Below are 18,512 nucleotides of genomic sequence, written 5' to 3'. Positions count from 1 at the left end.
CGCATTTGGACAATGTTATATATTTCCGGTCTTCATAAAATCCAATTTCAGGAATATAATTTATGACATCCTATTGGTCTGACATAAAATAATAGTAACCGTCCTGCCAAGGAATATCTTAGCAGGAACGGTTACTATCATTTATTTGAAATTAATCCTTCTTGGGCACCCAGGAATCCACAAGCTTTTCATTATCCTTAACCCATTGTCTTGCGCTTTTTGATGAGTCATCGCTATTGGCAATGAGACCCATTAGGCTGCCTAGCTGCTGGTCGTTAAGCTTAAAATTACGTAAAAATTGGGCTACCTCAGGCATATCCTTATCTATATCCTTACGCGCAACAGTATGTATATTCTCTACTTTACCGTAAACCCCTTTGGGATCTTCCAGGAACTTCAGCTTCCAGCGTGCAAACATCCAGTGGGGTTTCCAGCCAGTAACTACCATCCATTCTTTTCTTTCAACAGCATCCTTAAGCGTTGCAGTCATTGCCGGACCGCTGCCAGGGATGAGTCTTAAATTAAGACCGTAATCTTTAATTGTCTTATCAGTAGCCTTCATTATTCCTGCTCCAGAGTCAATCCCTATAATTTTCCCATCAAATTTTTCCTTTGCATTGTTTAATTCTTCTATACTTTTGATGTCGACATATTCAGGAACTACTAGGCCAATACGCGCTCCCTCAAAATTTATTCCTAAGTCAGTAAGTTTGGAACCATATTCCTTCATATAGCTGTCATGAGTAACAGGAAGCCATGCATCCATAAATGCATCATAGTCGCCATTTGCCACGGAGGTAAAAATAGGCGCTACATCAGCCATTGTGACTTGTACACTATATCCCATCTTATCTTCCAATACAACTTTTGCTAATTGAGTCATGGCTACTCCTTCAGCCCAGTTAACATAGCCCAGCTTAACTTCCTTTTTGCCTTTTTTTAAGTCTCCCGAAGAATTGCCGCCACAGCCACTTACAAGGATTAGACTGAGACCTAGAAGAACTGCCATTACTGCAACCATCCATTTTTTGATACTTTTTTTCATACTATAAATTCCTCCTCACATTTTTCTGTTGCGGTTAATATTGGCTAGGCTTTGGGTAATTCGATCCAGAACCATTGCAAGAAGAACCACAGCAACTCCGCTTTCGAACCCCCTTCCAATCTTTAATTGAGTTATTCCTTTTAAAACCTCTTCGCCGAGACCACCTGCTCCAATCATTGCTGCAATTACAACCATAGATAATGAAAGCATAATGGTCTGATTTACTCCAGCCAAGATAGTTGGAATAGCGATAGGCAGTTGAACCTTAAACAGCAGTTGTCTAGTCGTAGAACCAAAGGACCTCGCCGCTTCAACAACATCTTCCGGCACCTGCCGGATACCTAGATTGGTCAGTCTAACAGATGGCGGCATAGCAAAAATCACTGTGGCAACCGCTCCCGGTACTTTGCCCAGCTTAAAAAAGAGCACTGCAGGTATTAGATAAACAAAGGCAGGCATTGTCTGCATAAAGTCAAGCACTATACGAGCTATCCGGTCAAACTTGTCGTTTCTTGCCGCCAAAATACCAAATGGAATCCCAATTACCAGAGCAATGAGTGCCGATGTAAGAACTAAAGCAAGAGTTTGCATAGTTTGAGTCCATAACCCCATGCTGTAAATCAGTCCCATGCTTAGGACCGTAAAAATAGCTACGCCCCTTCCTGCTGCCCGCCAGGCAATGCCCGCCATTAAAAGGATAACAGCGCCTGCGGGGAGAAACAGTAGTGTATCTTCAAATCCATTGATAAAGGATGTCAACGCTTTGCGCGTAATATTGAAAAAGCCATCAAAATGCAAGCGCAGCCATATAATGATGGTTTCAAAGTACTTCCCGATTGGAATCGTAAACATGCTATTTTTCCTCCCCCATGATACTGGATATTACTGCCGCTCTTCTAATAATCCCCCGCATTTTATTTTGATCATCTAGTACAACAATTGGCGTCTTAGCATTGAATGCGATTGGTAATAGTTCAATTATTTGCATGTTAGGATTAGCAATAGGAACATCCTTAACAATAACTTCTTCGAGATTATGTATTTCCTGATGAACAAGGCGTGTAACATCTTCGATTCGCACAATCCCGTGAAACCGTCGTTGAGAGTCAACAACATATAGGCTGGAAATCCCTTCTTCCTGCATACGGCGCACTGCCGCCCTTGGCCCGTCCTTTGGGATAACCAAAGGGTCGGGGCGCTTCATTATCGAGCTTGCCGTAAGCACCTTTGTTCTATCAACATCCTGGACAAAGGCCCGCACATAATCGTCAGCAGGATGGGTCAATATTTCTTCTGAATTCCCGATTTGGACAATCTGACCATCTCTCATGACTGCGATCCTGTCGCCAAGCCTTAGTGCTTCATCCAGATCATGAGTAATGAAAATAATTGTTTTACTCATCTTTGCCTGCAGTTCAAGCAACTCTTCCTGCATCTCTCTCCGAATAAGTGGATCAAGCGCGCTGAATGCCTCATCCATTAACAAAATATCCGGTTCTGTCGCTAAAGCGCGAGCAAGTCCCACCCGCTGCTGCATTCCGCCACTTAACTGGCTAGGCATATTAAACTCATACCCTTTTAGACCGACGAGTTCAATGGTCTGAAGAGCTTTTTCCCTGCAGACAGCCGGATCAACCCCCTGAATCTCAAGTCCATACTCTACATTTGAGCAAACATCTCGATGAGGCAAAAGACCAAAACGCTGAAATACCATGGCTACTTTCTTGCGACGAATTTCCAGCAGCCGATTAGGATCAACACCAATAATATTTTCACCATCAATCCTGATTTCCCCCGCAGTCGGCTCAATCAACCTGTTGATACATCGCACCAAGGTAGATTTCCCACAGCCTGACAGTCCCATAATAACAAATATTTCTCCTTGCTCTACCTGAAAACTTACGTTGTTTATTCCCACTGTATGGCCAGTCTCTTCCATCACTTGACGCTTGGATGCACCTTTTTTTATCATTGGCAAAATAGATTGAGGTTGGATTCCGAAGACTTTATATAAATTAATTACTTCTACTTTTGACATAAGTCCCTCCTTAAGCAGTTTTCAATCTAACAATTCCATTATATTTTAGAAGTTGTTACTAGTCAAAACGCATTGAGATATTTTACATATTATTATAATATATGGAGATTGTTATAATATTTCCGGGGTATGCCTTGCGACTCTTCCAAGTAGTTCTTTTTTGCTATGGGACACGGGAGAAGTAGCCCGGGGGAATTTCACCCTCAGGCTGCTACCTAAGCTGAAAAGGTAACCCTCTCCGGCTCGGCTCCAGAACCGGACGTGACAATTTCTTGTCATCCGGCTCCTCGATTATTTGGCTTTTCGTAATTGTCACGGTATTTGGCAGTTCTAGTTCAGTAAAGTAAAGGTCGCATATGGCACACTACCTTGTTGTTTCTTGAGTGCCTTGGCAACTTTCTTATAGAAGTCGTCCATACCATGATTTCATGAGAAGTCGTTGCAACTTACGTACTGTCTTTTTGTCACCACGAAGAGAAGCTTGATAAACTCGTTTTTGGAGCTTAAAAACCTCCCGAAAGACTTTCGTCCATGGGATGCGTTTTCAGTCATACATCGGTTGTAACGCCGTGTTCATAACGTGTTCACTTCTACTGACTATTTATCTTCCACACAAACGGGACTACATCAGAATAAACAAAGCAGTTAGTAAATTAAGCCATATGTTTTTAAGCCCTCCAAAATTCCGGCTGCATAGTGAGCTTTAGAAAAATAAATACAAGTGCGTATGCTATCTAATTGCTGTTTGAAATCAGAACATGCATTGCCAACGACAATCCCTTGGAATCCATGGATAAACATAGAGTAGTCGTTACCACTATCACCACATACAAATATTTGTTTTTCAGCAATCCCAAAATTTGATTGTACAAACTGTAAAGCGGGACCTTTACCTGCTCCTTCAGGCAAAATATCAATCAGATGTCCCAATGAAGGAACGATTTCAATGGGAATTTGTAATTCGCGTTTTAGTTTATATATTTCTGATAAAACTTTGGCGAAATCAGCGCTTTCCGTTAAGTAAGAAAGTCGGAATTTGGGATGGATAGGTTGCGGTTTTAAATTTTTTATATTTGATAGTAGAGTACGTATTTCAGCTATTTTCCACTTAGACCCTATTTTGATTTCCCAGCCTGCATTGCGGATAAAATTGGGGGCTAGATGTATTTCAGTACCAACGTCTGAGATTAGGATATCAGGGATAAGTAAGGTCTCGGATTGGACAAGCTGCCAAGCCGAAGAAAAAGTTCGACCTGTAATATAGATTAGTAGGATATTTGATCTTTGTTTTTCGATAATCTGATTTAAATTCTTCAAAGATTGTTTACAACCAATCAGAGTACCATCAAGATCTGTTGCTAATACATACTTTGTCGAATGTTCAACACATCTTCTTGGCATGCTACCACCCCACGGTATATTTTTGTTAAATCTTTCGCTACTTGAAGCCAGGAAAATCGTTTGGCATGAGCAGCAGCATTTTTACTCATCCATTTATTTAAAGAATCATTGATGAGCAGTTCGTGAATTGCTTCAGCCAGCAATAATGGATTCTTAGGTTCTACCAATAGCCCTGTTTTCCCATGTAAAACATTATGAGCTAGCCCTCCTGTGTCAGAAGCAATAACTGGGGATCCGCAGGCCATGGCTTCAATTGCAACTAGCCCGAAAGATTCATAATAAGATGGTACAATTGTCGCTCTGGCTACAGACAAGTATTGGGCTAATTCTTCGTGTTTGAGAGGTCCTAGAAATTGAATATGATCTGCTAGAGAGTGTTGATTAATAAAATGTTGGTATTGTTTTTTTTCGACACTTATTGATGTTTCTGGTATGTTAAGAGGGTCACCCCCGCCGATCAAAAGACGTAAATTATTAATAGCTTGCGGATATTTTTTTCTTAACGCTACGATTGCCTGTAACAGAATTGCTAATCCTTTGTTTTCTTCGAAACGTCCTACAAACAATAATATTTTGTGATTATTGCTGTTATAGCCTATTGCAGCATCATGTTGAAGGGGACGAAAAATATCAGTATTTACTCCACATGGAACTATTTTTATTTTCTTGAGTTCGACTTGATAAAATTCATGCAATAGATTTTCTTCCGTTGATGTTGTAGCAATTATGCAATCTGCTTTTTGCAGTAGTTCTTTTTCGGATTCAATGCGAATTGCACTGATGTTGTTTTGAAGTTGTCCTACAGCGTTTTTTCTTACAATACCAAGCGAGTGAGAAGTATGAACAAGTGGCAAGCTATATTTATTTTTCAGATATCTGCCTACAGTACCCGATAGCCAATAATTACTATGAATTAAGGAGTATTGATATGGACTCTGCATGAATGCTGTAATATCTTTAATAAAATTAGGAAGCATGGTATAGAGTAGCTGCTTTGGCTGAAATCCTTTTTGTCCAGCTTCAAGGCGGATAACCCGTGACTTTTTACCAATCAACTGTATTTGTGGAGCGGCAGGATCTGACCAGTGAGTAAATACATCTGCCACAAGACCAAGCGATTCTAATGAGGATACCACTTCTTTTACATACGTGTTTTGCCCGCCAGACTGGATTCCACCAAGTTTCTCTAACGGATCACCGTGGTAAGAAATGAACATAACTTTCTTTTTGTTCGTCATCATATATCCCTCCTAAAAAAATTCAGTCTCAAAACGGCTCTTTTTTTGAAGTTTATAATAATTTTTACAAGTATTTATTATTGTGAAATGATTATGGAATTTTTTAACTAACAACCTCATTTTAAAATAAAGTTTTTAGTTTGTCAAATTTAGCATTTCATTTGATTAACAGAATAAGGGATAGGCTGAGGTGGATTACTAGCAAAAGAAAGTGTGCCAGGCAGTAGCTTGCCGTGGGCGCACGGGACGGTTTGTACAGGGTTCAATCGGAAGTTTTGCGCGAAAAAAGGCTCAACAAGTAGTAAAATACTGCAAGTTGAGTCTTGAACTATCTGCGTGCAAAATTTTTTTTTGCCCCGAAAAAGGAAATCGCGGTGAATTTGCCTATGGATTTTCAATTGAAGGGACACGGGGAAGGGACACGGGGACAGGTTCCTTGTCCCAATTTAAAGACGATAATTCTAAATAATCTTTATTCTATCGATATGTCAAAAAAAAAGAGAAACCATTCATAATCTGCTAGATTTATGAATGATTTCTCTTTTTAAATTTACTAACTAAGTTTATTATGGTTAGCTTCCCTTTATAAACGCTAAATCCTGTTATAATTTTACATTATAAGCATTATTTTACCAAAGCAAGGCTTTGTATATCATCCATTATAGTGTGCTATCAGTATTGTTTATTGGCAGATTCTTGATCATCATTGAGCGAACTATAATAATACCACCAACTGCAGCAATAAACCCGAAAAGGAAGGTTGAAGAATAGCTAAATTTATCAGCAATCACGCCTCCAATTGGTGCAGAAAAGGCATAGGCAACATCTTGAAACATTGCAAACCCTCCGAAAGCGGCACCACGCTGTTCCGGACTAATTCTCTTTATAACTTCTACCCCCATAGCCGGATATATCATTGAACAGCCGAGACCAGTAAGTAAAGCTCCAAGTAAAGCAAGACTGTAATGAGGTGCAAGCCAAAGTAATCCCTGCCCCACTGTTTCAACCACAAGCGAAACAAGTGCGACCTTTACTCCTCCAATTTTATCGGGTAAAGTGCCGAAAAGAATACGGCTTATCACAAATCCGATTCCGAATAACGAAAGACCAATACCAGCATATGGCCATCCTTGATCCTTAAAATAAAGCGAGATGAAGGCTCCTAAGACCGCAAATCCGATGCCTTGAAGTGTAACAGTCATTCCTTGTTTCCATATTGATCTTAAAAGTTTGAAAAATGACTTTTTCGCTTCAAGCGCTTTATGCGGAGCAACTTCAGGAGAAGTGACAAACATGATCACACCGATAATTGGCACAATAGATGAGGCCAGCATAACCGAATCAAAGCCAAAATACCGATAGAGTGTAAGCCCCACAGGCCCTCCCAATGCAAATGCACCGTACATAGCCATTCCAAGAACCGCAAGTATCTTTCCTGAATGTACAGGACCGAGATATAAAAAATGCCAACTTGGAATCCCGACGGTCGTCATACTTTCTCCTATGCCGAGCAAAAGTCGCCCCACAATAAGAATAGTGAATGATACTGAAGCACTCAATCCTGTTATTGAAGCAGCCATGCAAACAAGTGCAGCAACCATGTAAAAGAAAAAACCGATCATAAAACATTTTTTACTACTTTTTGTATCAGCAAAATCTCCTGCGTACTTTCTGGAAAGAATCGTTGCAACAAAAGATACCCCGACTGCAACTCCTCCTAACCAGTTAGGAAGATTGAGAACTTCTTTTACGAATACAGAGACGACCGGAAGCGCCATCGCAACGGATAAATAAGTGAGAAAAATTGCAATGCCTAGTTTTGAGAGACTTTGCTTTAATGATATTTTTGACATATGATCTCCTTATGACTGTAACCACCACCTAGCAAGAAGGTACAAAAACGTACTTCTGCACATGGCAAAACAGTGCGTTGGCTGACGTGAACGCTTACGTTATTTTGATGTAATATAGTGTGGAGTTCTTTATAAAAGAGCAACAAAAAAACGCACTCTCTTCCCTTTACAGGTCGGACAGTGCGTTGGCTGACGTGAACGCTTACGATATATCGTACGGCTATTATATCCTGCTTTTCAAATAAAATCAATATTTTAAAATAAATTACTGTGTTTAACTTGTGATAATGTCACTATGAAAGGGACACGGGGACAGGTTGAAACCACTGAAAAAGTCAGAAACGTGGTAGGAAAATCCAGTAATCTGATATAATTTAAAGTAGATTATATCAATTATGAGAGAAAACAAAATGCTTAAAAATACACCAAAGCAGTTATGGAAAAACGGTGAGATGAAACGCTTTCATGAGGTTCATTGTCCCATTTAAAAACGATAATTCTAAATTGTTCTTATTTTATCCGTAGTCAACTAAAAGAGAAGCTGCCCATAAATTTACTAATTAAGTTATTATGGGTAGCTTCTCTTTATAAATGCGAAATCCTGCTTGTCAATCTACAGTTGCTTTTATCCCAATAAGAATTGTAGTCCAGGACTCTTAATTCTTCCATCTCTCGATACAAACAACCTGTCCCTTTTAAAAAGTTTCCTTCATTAGGTGAAAATAAGAGTACCTTCCTGCTAAGATACTCCTTGGCAAGACGGTACTCTTATTTTAATGCATCTCTTTTGAAAAAGACTATTTAATAAGTCCTCCTTTTATCACAGCTATCCACGCTCATTTCCTACTGCTGATAACGAATTCGACTTACGAGCTACATTTATACAATATCCCAAAACCACCCCAACAATTGCTGGCACAACCCAGCCAAACCCCTCCGCATACAGTGGCATAACCCTGTTTAACCACTGATGAACTAGGGTTAATTGTAAGCCTGCTGCTTGCATACCATCTAGCAGACTAATAAGAGCTGTCAAAAAGATACTACAGACATAAACTTCCCTTTTACCATTGAATAAGGGTTCCAAAAATACTAATAGGATTAGGACAATAACGATAGGATACAACGTTACCAATACAGGAACCGAGAAGGCAATTAATTGATTTAAACCCATATTGGCCACAGCCGCACTAAATAGCGTAAAACCTGCGACAAGTTGTTTGTAGGAAAAACGAGGAAATATCTTTGTAAAATAAGTTGCACAGGAAGTGATCAATCCGATACTTGTGGTTAAACAAGCAAAGATAATCGCCAAACCAAGAACTACATTCCCTAGTGGCCCAAAAAAATGATTTGCTACACTGGACAAAATAATCCCTCCATTGGCAACTTGCCCGAGTGTTTCCACACTAGTCGCCCCAACATAAGCTAAAGCTGCATAAATAATTGCTAAAAATCCCGCGGAAATCAAACCAACTCTTGCACAGACCTTGGTAATATCCTTGGACTTTGTAACACCTTTATCCCTAATTGCATTAATCACCACAATCCCAAATACCACAGATGCCAATGTATCCATTGTCAAATATCCCTCTTTAAAGCCTGTAAATAGAGGGGAATTAGCATACTCTACAGATGGCATTTGAATGGTTCCTAATGGATTTATAATCGGTTGTACTAATATCACTACCAAGGTTATCAGCAATAAGGGCGTCAAAATCTTACCGATTCGATCTACCAATTTACTAGGATTCAGAGATAGCCCATACGTAACACAAAAAAATAGTAAGGTATATAGCGATAATCCTATCGTATTCACGCCACTATCATTAGGCATAAATGGACGTATGCCAATTTCATAAGAAACAGCCGCCGTACGAGGAATCGCAAATAAGGGTCCAATTGTTAAATAAATACTCACCATTAATACTGTAGCAAATATCGGATGCACTTTTGAAGCTAAAGCTTGTGAATCCTCACTTCCCGATAAACCGATCGCCAATACCCCAAGCAAAGGAAGACCAACTCCCGTAATTAAAAAACCAAAAATGGCAGGCCATAAATTACCTCCTGCCCCTTGTCCTAAACTAGGGGGGAAAATCAAATTTCCTGCTCCAAAAAATAAAGCAAACAGCATCAATCCAATAGCAGTCATATCCTTTAATGATATCTTATTTGACATAGAAATAGCCTCCTACATATTCTTTATCATTCTTTAACTCAACTTATATACTTTGGAGCAATAAAAAACTTCTACACCTTGCCAAAGCAAGGGGTAGAAGTAAAATCCGCGGTACTACCCTTATTACTATCAGTTATATCTGGGAATAATGATATCTCATCAGATCACTGAACCTTAGCACAATAACGGATGCTTTGAAAAATCCGGCACAGTTTACTTTTCACATTCAACTGCCAACTTAAGAGTGACTATTTTATATACTACTGCTACCAATTCCCACCAACAATCGGCTCTCTGGAACAGAAAATATATATGTTTCTCTCCACTATTACCTTTATAATTCATTACTAGGTTATTTGCATATTAACACGAAAACCTTTAGCCGTCAACTTTTTTGTATTATATTTTTAATACTTCCGTCTCTATTTTCTTCTCTGTAAAAACAAGAGAGAAACAGGACTCAGTGAATTCTCTTTTGGGCATCATCTGTAGTCCCGTTACTCTTGCCTTGCCTTGCCTTGCCTTTCCTTCACATCTACCGTCTTTGAGAAAAAGCAACCGCCACTACAAATCACAAGGGACACGGGGACAGGTTGAAACCACTGAAAAAGTATTACATTTAAAATTACAAACAAAATTCAGGGGTACTGAAATGTATAACATACGAAAAAAGATTCTTACAGCGCATTTTAGCGCCATTGCAATCTTTTACTTTTAGTATAATTTTTGAAATATAGACTTTTTCATTGGTTTCGGACAGGTTAGTTGTCTCTTACCAGCTTTTCTATGAAACAGGGTACCTGTTTGTAGTCTTTTGAATCTAATTTATTTCCACCAGGACGTACAAGGATATCGCTCAGCGCCAATGGTGACAATTTCACCGATTCTCGGTGTAGCTACTTTTACCCCTCGCCTTTCGGCCTCTATTAGCAGTCGCTCTATCTGCCGTGTCCATTCAATATTCGATTGGCTGAACATTCCCCAGTGAATTGGCAGCATGAGCTGCCCCTGTAAATCAAGTTGTGCCTGCACTGCTTTTTCAGGAGTCATATGAATCGCCCCGAAGCTTTCAATAGCTTGGCCACATTCCATAAGAGTCAAGTCAAATGGACCATATTGGTCACCAATTTCCTTAAAATGCGGACCATAGGCACCGTCACCACTAAAGAAAATTTTCTCCTCCTTACTGGTGATTACCCAGGAGCACCATAAGGTCTTATTGCGGTCAAACAAGCTTCTTCCTGAAAAATGCTGATTTGGCGTACAGGTAACTATCAGCTTGTCAAAGCACGAGGTTTCTCCATAGGACAATTCTGCAATCTTTTCCTTTGCAATCCCCCACTGCCGCAGCCGAGCGCCAACGCCGCGGGGCACACAAAACCTATGTACTTTATCTTTGATTTCCATAATAGAACGATAATCCATATGATCGTAATGATCATGCGACAACAGAACAACATCTATTTCCGGGAGTTCCTGCGGTACAATCGGCAATTGTTCTGTAAACCGTTTTCCCGTAAATAGAGAAAAAAACCAGAAAAGGTTTGAAAAGATCGGATCACACAGGATCGTCTTCCCTCCGAGCTGCATAAAAGCCGTGGAATGACCAAACCATACGGTTTTAGACTGCTCCGCATGTAACATGTCATCCAGATTTAAGGTTTCCACAGGAATTGGCTGATGCGGTCTTCGATTTGGATAGTTGTGTAAGAATCTTTTAAATAGCCAAAATGGTATCTTCATGTAGTGTACATCCTTTGTTCTAATACATACATTTCTTTTTCATCAAAACCCATAAAATTTAATGCCGAGGGCTTTATGTGAAAATCAATTTATCAACCAATATGATTTCATTTTTGATGTTTGAAGCCCACTATGATATTATCATTATTCCCCTTTTGTTTCCAGAAAAATTCACAGTCGGGGCGTAGATGCTGTCTTTGCAGGTATTAAACAAACTCACTAGCATAGATTTCTGATATCTTAGCGTAATTAGTTATCCTGAAAGAACTGTATATGCCGATACGTGGGACAGGGGGGACAGGTTCCTTGTCCCATTTTAAACCGATAAGTTCTAAATTATCGTTCTATCGGTATGTCAACCAAAAGAGAAACTGCCCATAAAAAAAGATGACTCCTGCTCAATACAAGAATCATCTTCTTAAAACTGCATAGGCTTTTTTTACTGTCTTTGACAAAGGGTACACATTACTTTATGGGTAACTTCTCCTTCAATTTGATGCTTACCATACCCTAGAATGCATTTTTCTCAGTATCTGCCACACCAATATTTATATCTGTTACTTGCTGATCATTACCTAATGTCACATTGGAATTGATATTTCCTGTAATCATCTTTTTATTCACACTAGATTCTTTTTTTTCTTTAGGACCACCAATTTTCCATGTCACACCTGCGCGCCCCATTTTTTCACTACCACTAATAGCAAAGCCAGCATTCAATAAAACATCATTTTTTGTATAGTGATAAATACCAATAGCCATTGCCTGCTGTCCACTATAAGTTCCTACACCCATCGATATTTGTGTAGGTCCAGCGGGATCATAAGGCATAGGAGCTAACGCTGAGAAGGCTGCTGCTAAGGCACCTACTTTATCGACACGGGAAGATAGATTGTCAATACGAGAATCTAAACGCTGAGTTTCGTTGGTAATTCTATTGTCGAGAGCCGTATTTCTTTCATCAACATAGCTTTTATCAGCTTTCTTTTTGTCAAGGGCTGCATCCTTCTCATCAACATAGCTTTTATCAGCTTTCTTTTTATCAAGGGCTGCATCTTGTTCATCTACATAGCTTTTATCAGCTTTCTTTTTGTCAAGGGCTGCATCCTTCTCATCTACGTAGCTTTTGTCAGCTTTCTTTTTATCAAGGGCTGCATCCTTCTCATCTACATAGCTTTTGTCAGCTTTCTTTTTATCAAGGGCTGCATCCTTCTCATCTACATAGCTTTTATCAGCTTTCTTTTTATCAAGGGCTGCATCTTTCTCATCTACGTAGCTTTTGTCAGCTTTCTTTTTATCAAGGGCTGCATCTTTCTCATCTACGTAGCTTTTGTCAGCTTTCTTTTTATCAAGGGCTGCATCTTTCTCATCTACGTAGCTTTTGTCAGCTTTCTTTTTATCAAGGGCTGCATCCTTCTCATCTACGTAGCTTTTGTCAGCTTTCTTATCTAACTGTCCAAAATTAACAGCATCCGTTTCTTGAGTACCAGCAGCCACATTAGTAATTTGCCGTTCCTTCCCCACCTTACCAACTGACACAGTATTTTCACGATCTGCGATGGAACCATCTCCTAATGCAACGCTACCTTTTTTATTGGCCTGGGCTCCAGAACCAATTGCGGTACTATTACCAACAGCAGCCTTTGCATTAGAGCCAATCGCAGTATTATTTTTAGTTTTTTCTTCATCACAAAAAATTTTATCAACAAAACCTGCATCAGAATTATGACCCACAGCGGTATCAGTATCGGTAACTTCGATCGAGTTTACGGGGTCAGCCCAGCTAGGGGTTGCATAAATCGTTTGCAGAAATAAAAATGAGGCCAGTGCAGAAATTTTTACCCAGTTATTTTTTTTCATGATGTACCTCCATATTATAATGAGTCACATAGGTATCTTGAACACATTACTTTGTTATCTGTAAGGGTTGTACATCAACCACCTCCAAAGATTTTCCATGAACGTTTGCTATAACTGCTATAAGAAATTGTCAATTTGAATCCTTTTCCAAGTTGCACTGAAGCTTAGATGCACCTTAGACTTGAAGACCTTTGCAATAATGAAGGATCCAATGGTCTGTACTATTATATTTATCCGATGGAATATTATTACAAATAAGTATTTTTCATACAAAAAAAGTTTAAATAGAAGATCTTGATGCTTTTTCAAGTTCTTCTATTTAAACTTTTCTATATGTGATATTAATTTGTAACTGTGTTGATAAATCTTATCTTGTAAAATATGTATACACTATTACTGTTAGTAAGTTAAATACTAATTAGCTATGGGACACGGGGACAGATGCCCTGTCCCTGTCCCATTCAAACAAACTTGCAATGAAACTATTGTTTATTTTTTGATGCCGTATTTGCTATGAAGATTTTTTATTTGCAAAGTTCATAATATTGTTTTCCTAATTAGACCAGATCCGCCTTGCCAACCTGCCAAATATCCTCTGAGATATAAGGTTCAGTGTGTCTGCCAATGGTAATAACAGGAACTTTATAATAACTGGAATTTTAACTGATTTTTTGATCTTTTCTGCTAAATAAGCTAAATATCCAGGCCTTGTTGAGACGAGTATAGCATTAACCCCGGCGTCTTCCAGGTGCCTGACTATAGTGCTTATTTCAGTAATACTAAACCCTCCACTAGAACCTTCCTCGTCACTAATTCTAACGATGATAGGATATGCGTTGTCAACTTGCTGTCTGATACCCTGAATAATTAGAAGGAGGAATCTCATCCTGTTTTCGAGATTACCACCAAATTCATCTACTCTCTTATTCATACGCGACGACAGAAATTGGTCAATTAAATAACCATATGCAGCATGCACTTCAACGGCGTCAACACTGGCATCCCAGCATCTTCTAGCTGCATCCACAAACTTCTGAATGATCCCATAAACTTCTTCCGTTGTAAGTTCACTTGGAATTTCCAAACATTTGGGGCTGGGAGTAGCAGATGAAGAAACAAGATGGATATCCGTAATTAAAGCGTTGGTTTCTCTGCCAGCATGGCAAAGTTGTACAGAGACCTTAGAACCATATTTATGGCATTCATCCACTATTTTTTTAACCCCTGCAATGTGCTCATTAGACCACAAACCAAGTTGATTCGCTATGGTCTTTCCACATGGATCGACGGCGGTTGCCTCAATGATAACGAATCCAAATCCACCTTTTGCCTTTGCAACGTGATAATCAATTAGACGTTGAGACACACTACCATCTTGATTTGCATAATTTGTTCCCATTGGTTCCAATGATTCAATCTTATTTGGTGATAGTAATTTTGGAAAACCCATGATTTCTCCTTTCTGCATCAAAATAAGTTTTCAGGCTAATGTGAAAATGGCCTGTATGCAAGCCAGCAACATTTCAGCATATTTACATTTATTTGAATCCTATGATGTCCTCGACGGTACTGAAATCACACACCCTCGCCCATATTAGCTGCCAAATTAATCTTTTTGTTTAAGGCGAAAAATCCACGGGAAAGCCATAATCCGAGTACAAATCTAAAACAAAACATTGCCAACCGCTAAAAGAAAAATGCCATTTGCGGTCATCTTATTTGCCTCTCCTTCATAGCAGTAATCATTTCATCTACTTGTATTGACTAAATAAACTACACTTCGCCAGAGCAGTTTATGCATAAACTGCAGCCCATCCTGCCAGCTTACGGTCGCAATGATACCCTCCCCCTCGTACAGTCATGATACAACAGGTGGTTTCATTGCTTATTTTTACCGTATATTCCTACTTACCCTACTTATTACAATGCTTATATCGTTAGATAGCGAATATATACATAGATAGTCGCTATGAGAACAGATAACAGCATGATCGGAAATCCTATGACAAAAAATCGCTTAAACGAAATATGGGTTCCTTCTTGGGCAGCCAATCCTACGACGATAAGGTTTGCACTGGCACCAATCAAACTGCCATTTCCACCAAAACAAGCCCCTAATGCCAAGCTCCACCACAAAGGTTCCAAATTAACAATACCCATTGTTCCCATGTCCTGAATCATTGGTATCATTGTAGCAACAAAAGGAATATTATCCACAAAAGCAGAGGCAATTGCGCTGAGCCATAAAATTAAGATAGCCGTAATCTTAATGTCCCCTCCTGTAAACTCTATAGCCACTTGAGCCAAACTACTGATGATTCCTGTTTCGACGAGCCCGGAGACTACTACAAAAAGACCTATAAAAAAGAAAATTGTAGTCCATTCTACCCGGCTAAAAGCATGCTCAAGGTCGTGATCGGTTTTACTTGTAAGCAATAAAAGGACAAAGGCTCCCCCAAGCGCTACAGTTGCCGACTCCAAGTGAAGGATTTGGTGTAAAAAAAAGCCAATAATCGTTAGACCTAAAACTATTAAACTTTTCTTTAAGAGGACTTTATCTTTTAATTCCTCCTTTTCATCCAAACTCATAAGACCTGATTTTAGTTCTTCTGTAGTCTTAAGCTGATTACGATATACTAAGAGCAAAATAACCAGAGTTACTAGTAATGTTATGACTGAAATAAACGCTAAGTTATTAATAAACGACATAAAAGAAAGCTCTTTTACAGCACTGCCAATCATAATATTCGGAGGATCTCCGATGAGAGTAGCCGTTCCGCCAATGTTAGATGTGATTATTTCGGTAATAAGATATGGTTCGGGATTGACTTTTAACTGCCTGGTAATGCTAAAGGTTACTGGAACCATCAGTAATACGGTTGTAACATTATCAAGTAATGCAGAAAACACAGCTGTAATGATACCTAAAGAAAAAAGAATTTTTAAGGGGTCTCCCTTTGCTTTTTTGGCAGCTACGATGGCTACATATTTGAATAATCCCGTTTCACCTGTTATAGCAACAATAATCATCATACCAGCCAGTAAGCCTAATGTATTAAAATCAATATGGTGAAGTGCATTTTCTTGACTAACAACCCCCAAGGCTAACATGATTATGCCACCAATCATTGCTACAATAGTACGATGTACCTTTTCAGAAATAATGAATGAATAGGTCAGTAAAAATACACCAATTGCCAAGATTGCCTGTTTTTCCATATTTAACCCTCCTGTGTTTTTATTATCATCCCCTAAAAAGACAAAAAGGAACCCGTTGTGAACAGGCTCCTCCAAAAAATCCAAGAAATATTTAATTTACAATATATACTATATCATAAAGCAGATGAATAGGCAAATCAACGTCAGTATAATACCGACTTATCAGTACCCGATATTACTCTTTGTCCGTTGGGCGCCATTTTCCCATGGCCTAACTATCGATACTGACTCCGCATGACGTGAGTCTATTTACGATTCTATACCAAAATATATCCCTCGCATGGGACACGGGGACAGGTTAGTTGTCTCTTACCAGCTTTTCCATGATATCCTATAATCTCCGAAACCATTCTAAGAATTGCTATCTATTTATCACTAAGTTTTATCAAAAGCTTTGGCATGATGAAACCTTGTGAAATGATGTCTTGGAGACCCATAAAACCGATAAAAATTCGCCCTATCCATCTTTCGCTGGTCTTTCCTTCAAATTGTTTATTACGTAGGTATTTCCACCTTAATTAAAATTTGATTTATATTCAGATGCTGTTATTCCATAAATTCTTTTAAAATGCTTATTTAAATGAGATAAATCAACAAAACCACATTCTGCTATAGCCAAGTAAATATCCTTGTTATTTTCCAGCAATTGCTTTGCACGATTTACCTTGCAAAATATAAAATATTGATATGGCGTAATTCCAGTATTAGCATTAAATAACCTGATAAACTGGAACTTTGATATGGCAAGCTCTTTGCATATTTCATCAAGACTCAGTACACCTTCTAATTTAGAATAAATCATTTCCTTTGCTTTTTTAATTCGTTTATTATCTTTTTTGTAATCTGTACAAATAGTAGTTGGATTAAAGTTATCTACGAGAGATAGGAGCAACTCACTGCATAAGGCTTCATCTTTTTCACTTAGGATTGCACTTGAAAGGCTTAGGATACTTTTTCTAATAGCTTGATTATAGACAATTGGTGATGTAAAACGTACTATATCTCTTTTCCCAAGTATCTCCAAGAACAGCATTGGCTCAATATATAGCATAACATAATCAAGACCCGTACTATCATGTGCCCTGCCGTCATGCATTTGTTCAGGATTAAAGAGCATAACCCCATTCTCATATGATGAATGTAAACTGCCATCTAAATTATATTCTTGAATGCCACGCAGAGTTACACCTAATGCGTATTCCTCATGACAATGCTTTTTATATGTGAAATCAGTAAAACTAGCTGATAGCGCAGTGATATCTGATGATTTTTTATATATGAATTTTTCCATATCCATCATCTCCTAATCATCTCAACGAGTCCCGACCCCATTATAGCAGAATAGATTAAAAAAAGTGACATACTTATATTAACCAGCTTTTGATACTTTAGTAGGAGTTCCTTGAAAATCGCCCCAAAAAGTACCCAAGTGACAAATGCTAAAAAACCAACAGTGGTAATAACCGCAACAAATATTGTTAATATATGGGATTCAGTATAATATGGCATAACAAAACTTGGGATTACCGTCATTGTAAACAACACCACCTTAGGATTTACAAACTGCATAATGAAACCAGACTTAAAGGTAGCAACTTGTTCTACAGTTGATCCTGATGTATCCATATTATATATCTGATAAGCCAAATACAAAATATAAAGACTTCCGATTATCTGCATTATAATCAAAACTTTGGGTATTACAACCACAAGCACGGTATTTAATATAGCGGAGATTGCAAGTAAGGCACCAAAGGCAATTGTAGCTCCATATGTGTATTCCATAGCTTTTTTTATTCCAAAACCCTGCACCGTCGACAATATAACAATGTTGGTAGGTCCAGGTGTAAAGGTTATAATAACGCAGTATATTAAAAAAGATGTAATGTCCATACTATACGCTCCTCAAATGTTATTCTCATGAATAATACAT

At 38.6% G+C, this 18,512-nt stretch carries 14 protein-coding genes; all 14 read right to left on the bottom strand.

The features are described 5' to 3' along the window. Positions 1 to 151: 151 nt before the first annotated feature. The 14 genes from FR7_RS02255 to FR7_RS02190 all read right to left on the bottom strand — a co-directional run bounded on the left by FR7_RS02255 (position 152) and on the right by FR7_RS02190 (position 18,472). Complete coding sequence (locus FR7_RS02255; protein WP_007938378.1) at positions 152 to 1,045, bottom strand: glycine betaine ABC transporter substrate-binding protein; 894 nt, start codon at positions 1,043 to 1,045, stop codon at positions 152 to 154. 15 nt (positions 1,046 to 1,060) lie between these two features. Beyond that, entirely contained in the window at positions 1,061 to 1,897 is an 837-nt protein-coding gene (locus FR7_RS02250) for an ABC transporter permease (RefSeq protein WP_007938376.1), read from the bottom strand. Position 1,898: 1 nt separating this feature from the next. Next, the gene (locus FR7_RS02245; protein WP_007938375.1) at positions 1,899 to 3,083 is read right to left on the bottom strand and encodes a quaternary amine ABC transporter ATP-binding protein; all 1,185 of its coding nucleotides are present in this window, start codon (positions 3,081 to 3,083) and stop codon (positions 1,899 to 1,901) included. Positions 3,084 to 3,483: 400 nt separating this feature from the next. Next, entirely contained in the window at positions 3,484 to 3,621 is a 138-nt protein-coding gene (locus FR7_RS24605; RefSeq protein WP_081489996.1) for a reverse transcriptase N-terminal domain-containing protein, read from the bottom strand. Between the two features lie 107 nt (positions 3,622 to 3,728). After that, positions 3,729 to 4,484 (bottom strand): HAD-IIB family hydrolase, encoded by a 756-nt coding sequence (locus tag FR7_RS02240; protein WP_007938374.1) that lies wholly within the window; start codon positions 4,482 to 4,484, stop codon positions 3,729 to 3,731. Next, complete coding sequence (locus FR7_RS02235; protein WP_007938373.1) at positions 4,442 to 5,725, bottom strand: glycosyltransferase; 1,284 nt, start codon at positions 5,723 to 5,725, stop codon at positions 4,442 to 4,444. The genes FR7_RS02240 and FR7_RS02235 overlap by 43 nt, the downstream gene beginning before the upstream one ends. A 656-nt stretch (positions 5,726 to 6,381) precedes the next feature. After that, positions 6,382 to 7,575, bottom strand: a complete 1,194-nt coding sequence (locus FR7_RS02225) for an arabinose transporter (RefSeq protein ID WP_007938372.1) — start codon at positions 7,573 to 7,575, stop codon at positions 6,382 to 6,384. An 826-nt stretch (positions 7,576 to 8,401) separates the two neighbouring features. After that, positions 8,402 to 9,757 carry a branched-chain amino acid transport system II carrier protein gene (gene brnQ / locus FR7_RS02220; RefSeq protein ID WP_007938371.1) on the bottom strand — a complete coding sequence of 452 codons (1,356 nt, stop codon included), beginning with the start codon at positions 9,755 to 9,757 and terminating at the stop codon, positions 8,402 to 8,404. 825 nt (positions 9,758 to 10,582) lie between these two features. Beyond that, positions 10,583 to 11,500 carry an MBL fold metallo-hydrolase gene (locus tag FR7_RS02215; RefSeq protein WP_007938370.1) on the bottom strand — a complete coding sequence of 306 codons (918 nt, stop codon included), beginning with the start codon at positions 11,498 to 11,500 and terminating at the stop codon, positions 10,583 to 10,585. Positions 11,501 to 12,010: 510 nt separating this feature from the next. Further along, positions 12,011 to 13,360 (bottom strand): YadA-like family protein, encoded by a 1,350-nt coding sequence (locus tag FR7_RS24535; RefSeq protein ID WP_007938369.1) that lies wholly within the window; start codon positions 13,358 to 13,360, stop codon positions 12,011 to 12,013. Positions 13,361 to 13,913: 553 nt separating this feature from the next. Continuing rightward, positions 13,914 to 14,759, bottom strand: a complete 846-nt coding sequence (locus FR7_RS02205; protein ID WP_255348812.1) for an NADH:flavin oxidoreductase — start codon at positions 14,757 to 14,759, stop codon at positions 13,914 to 13,916. Between the two features lie 530 nt (positions 14,760 to 15,289). Further along, on the bottom strand, positions 15,290 to 16,579 hold the full coding sequence (locus FR7_RS02200) for an ArsB/NhaD family transporter (protein WP_007938365.1): 1,290 nt from the start codon (positions 16,577 to 16,579) through the stop codon (positions 15,290 to 15,292). 514 nt (positions 16,580 to 17,093) lie between these two features. Further along, positions 17,094 to 17,870 (bottom strand): AraC family transcriptional regulator, encoded by a 777-nt coding sequence (locus FR7_RS02195; RefSeq protein ID WP_007938364.1) that lies wholly within the window; start codon positions 17,868 to 17,870, stop codon positions 17,094 to 17,096. A gap of 5 nt (positions 17,871 to 17,875) precedes the next feature. Next, entirely contained in the window at positions 17,876 to 18,472 is a 597-nt protein-coding gene (locus FR7_RS02190) for a LysE family translocator (RefSeq protein ID WP_007938363.1), read from the bottom strand. Positions 18,473 to 18,512: the final 40 nt, after the last annotated feature.

The sequence above is a fragment of the Pelosinus fermentans DSM 17108 genome, from assembly GCF_000271485.2.
In the GTDB taxonomy this organism is placed as follows: domain Bacteria; phylum Bacillota; class Negativicutes; order DSM-13327; family DSM-13327; genus Pelosinus; species Pelosinus fermentans.
The sequence above is the reverse complement of the archived record's forward strand: the minus strand, read 5'-3'. Positions and strand labels throughout refer to the sequence as shown.

Excerpts from the sequence above, each read along its gene's own strand:
- FR7_RS02190 (WP_007938363.1), bottom strand. The coding sequence starts at position 18,472 with ATGGACATTACATCTTTTTTAATATACTGCGTTATTATAACCTTTACA.
- FR7_RS02250 (WP_007938376.1), bottom strand. The coding sequence starts at position 1,897 with ATGTTTACGATTCCAATCGGGAAGTACTTTGAAACCATCATTATATGG.
- FR7_RS24535 (WP_007938369.1), bottom strand. The coding sequence starts at position 13,360 with ATGAAAAAAAATAACTGGGTAAAAATTTCTGCACTGGCCTCATTTTTA.
- FR7_RS02235 (WP_007938373.1), bottom strand. The coding sequence starts at position 5,725 with ATGATGACGAACAAAAAGAAAGTTATGTTCATTTCTTACCACGGTGAT.
- FR7_RS02245 (WP_007938375.1), bottom strand. The coding sequence starts at position 3,083 with ATGTCAAAAGTAGAAGTAATTAATTTATATAAAGTCTTCGGAATCCAA.
- FR7_RS02255 (WP_007938378.1), bottom strand. The coding sequence starts at position 1,045 with ATGAAAAAAAGTATCAAAAAATGGATGGTTGCAGTAATGGCAGTTCTT.
- FR7_RS02215 (WP_007938370.1), bottom strand. The coding sequence starts at position 11,500 with ATGAAGATACCATTTTGGCTATTTAAAAGATTCTTACACAACTATCCA.
- FR7_RS02240 (WP_007938374.1), bottom strand. The coding sequence starts at position 4,484 with ATGCCAAGAAGATGTGTTGAACATTCGACAAAGTATGTATTAGCAACA.
- FR7_RS02205 (WP_255348812.1), bottom strand. The coding sequence starts at position 14,759 with ATGGGAACAAATTATGCAAATCAAGATGGTAGTGTGTCTCAACGTCTA.
- FR7_RS02195 (WP_007938364.1), bottom strand. The coding sequence starts at position 17,870 with ATGGAAAAATTCATATATAAAAAATCATCAGATATCACTGCGCTATCA.
- FR7_RS02200 (WP_007938365.1), bottom strand. The coding sequence starts at position 16,579 with ATGGAAAAACAGGCAATCTTGGCAATTGGTGTATTTTTACTGACCTAT.
- brnQ (WP_007938371.1), bottom strand. The coding sequence starts at position 9,757 with ATGTCAAATAAGATATCATTAAAGGATATGACTGCTATTGGATTGATG.
- FR7_RS02225 (WP_007938372.1), bottom strand. The coding sequence starts at position 7,575 with ATGTCAAAAATATCATTAAAGCAAAGTCTCTCAAAACTAGGCATTGCA.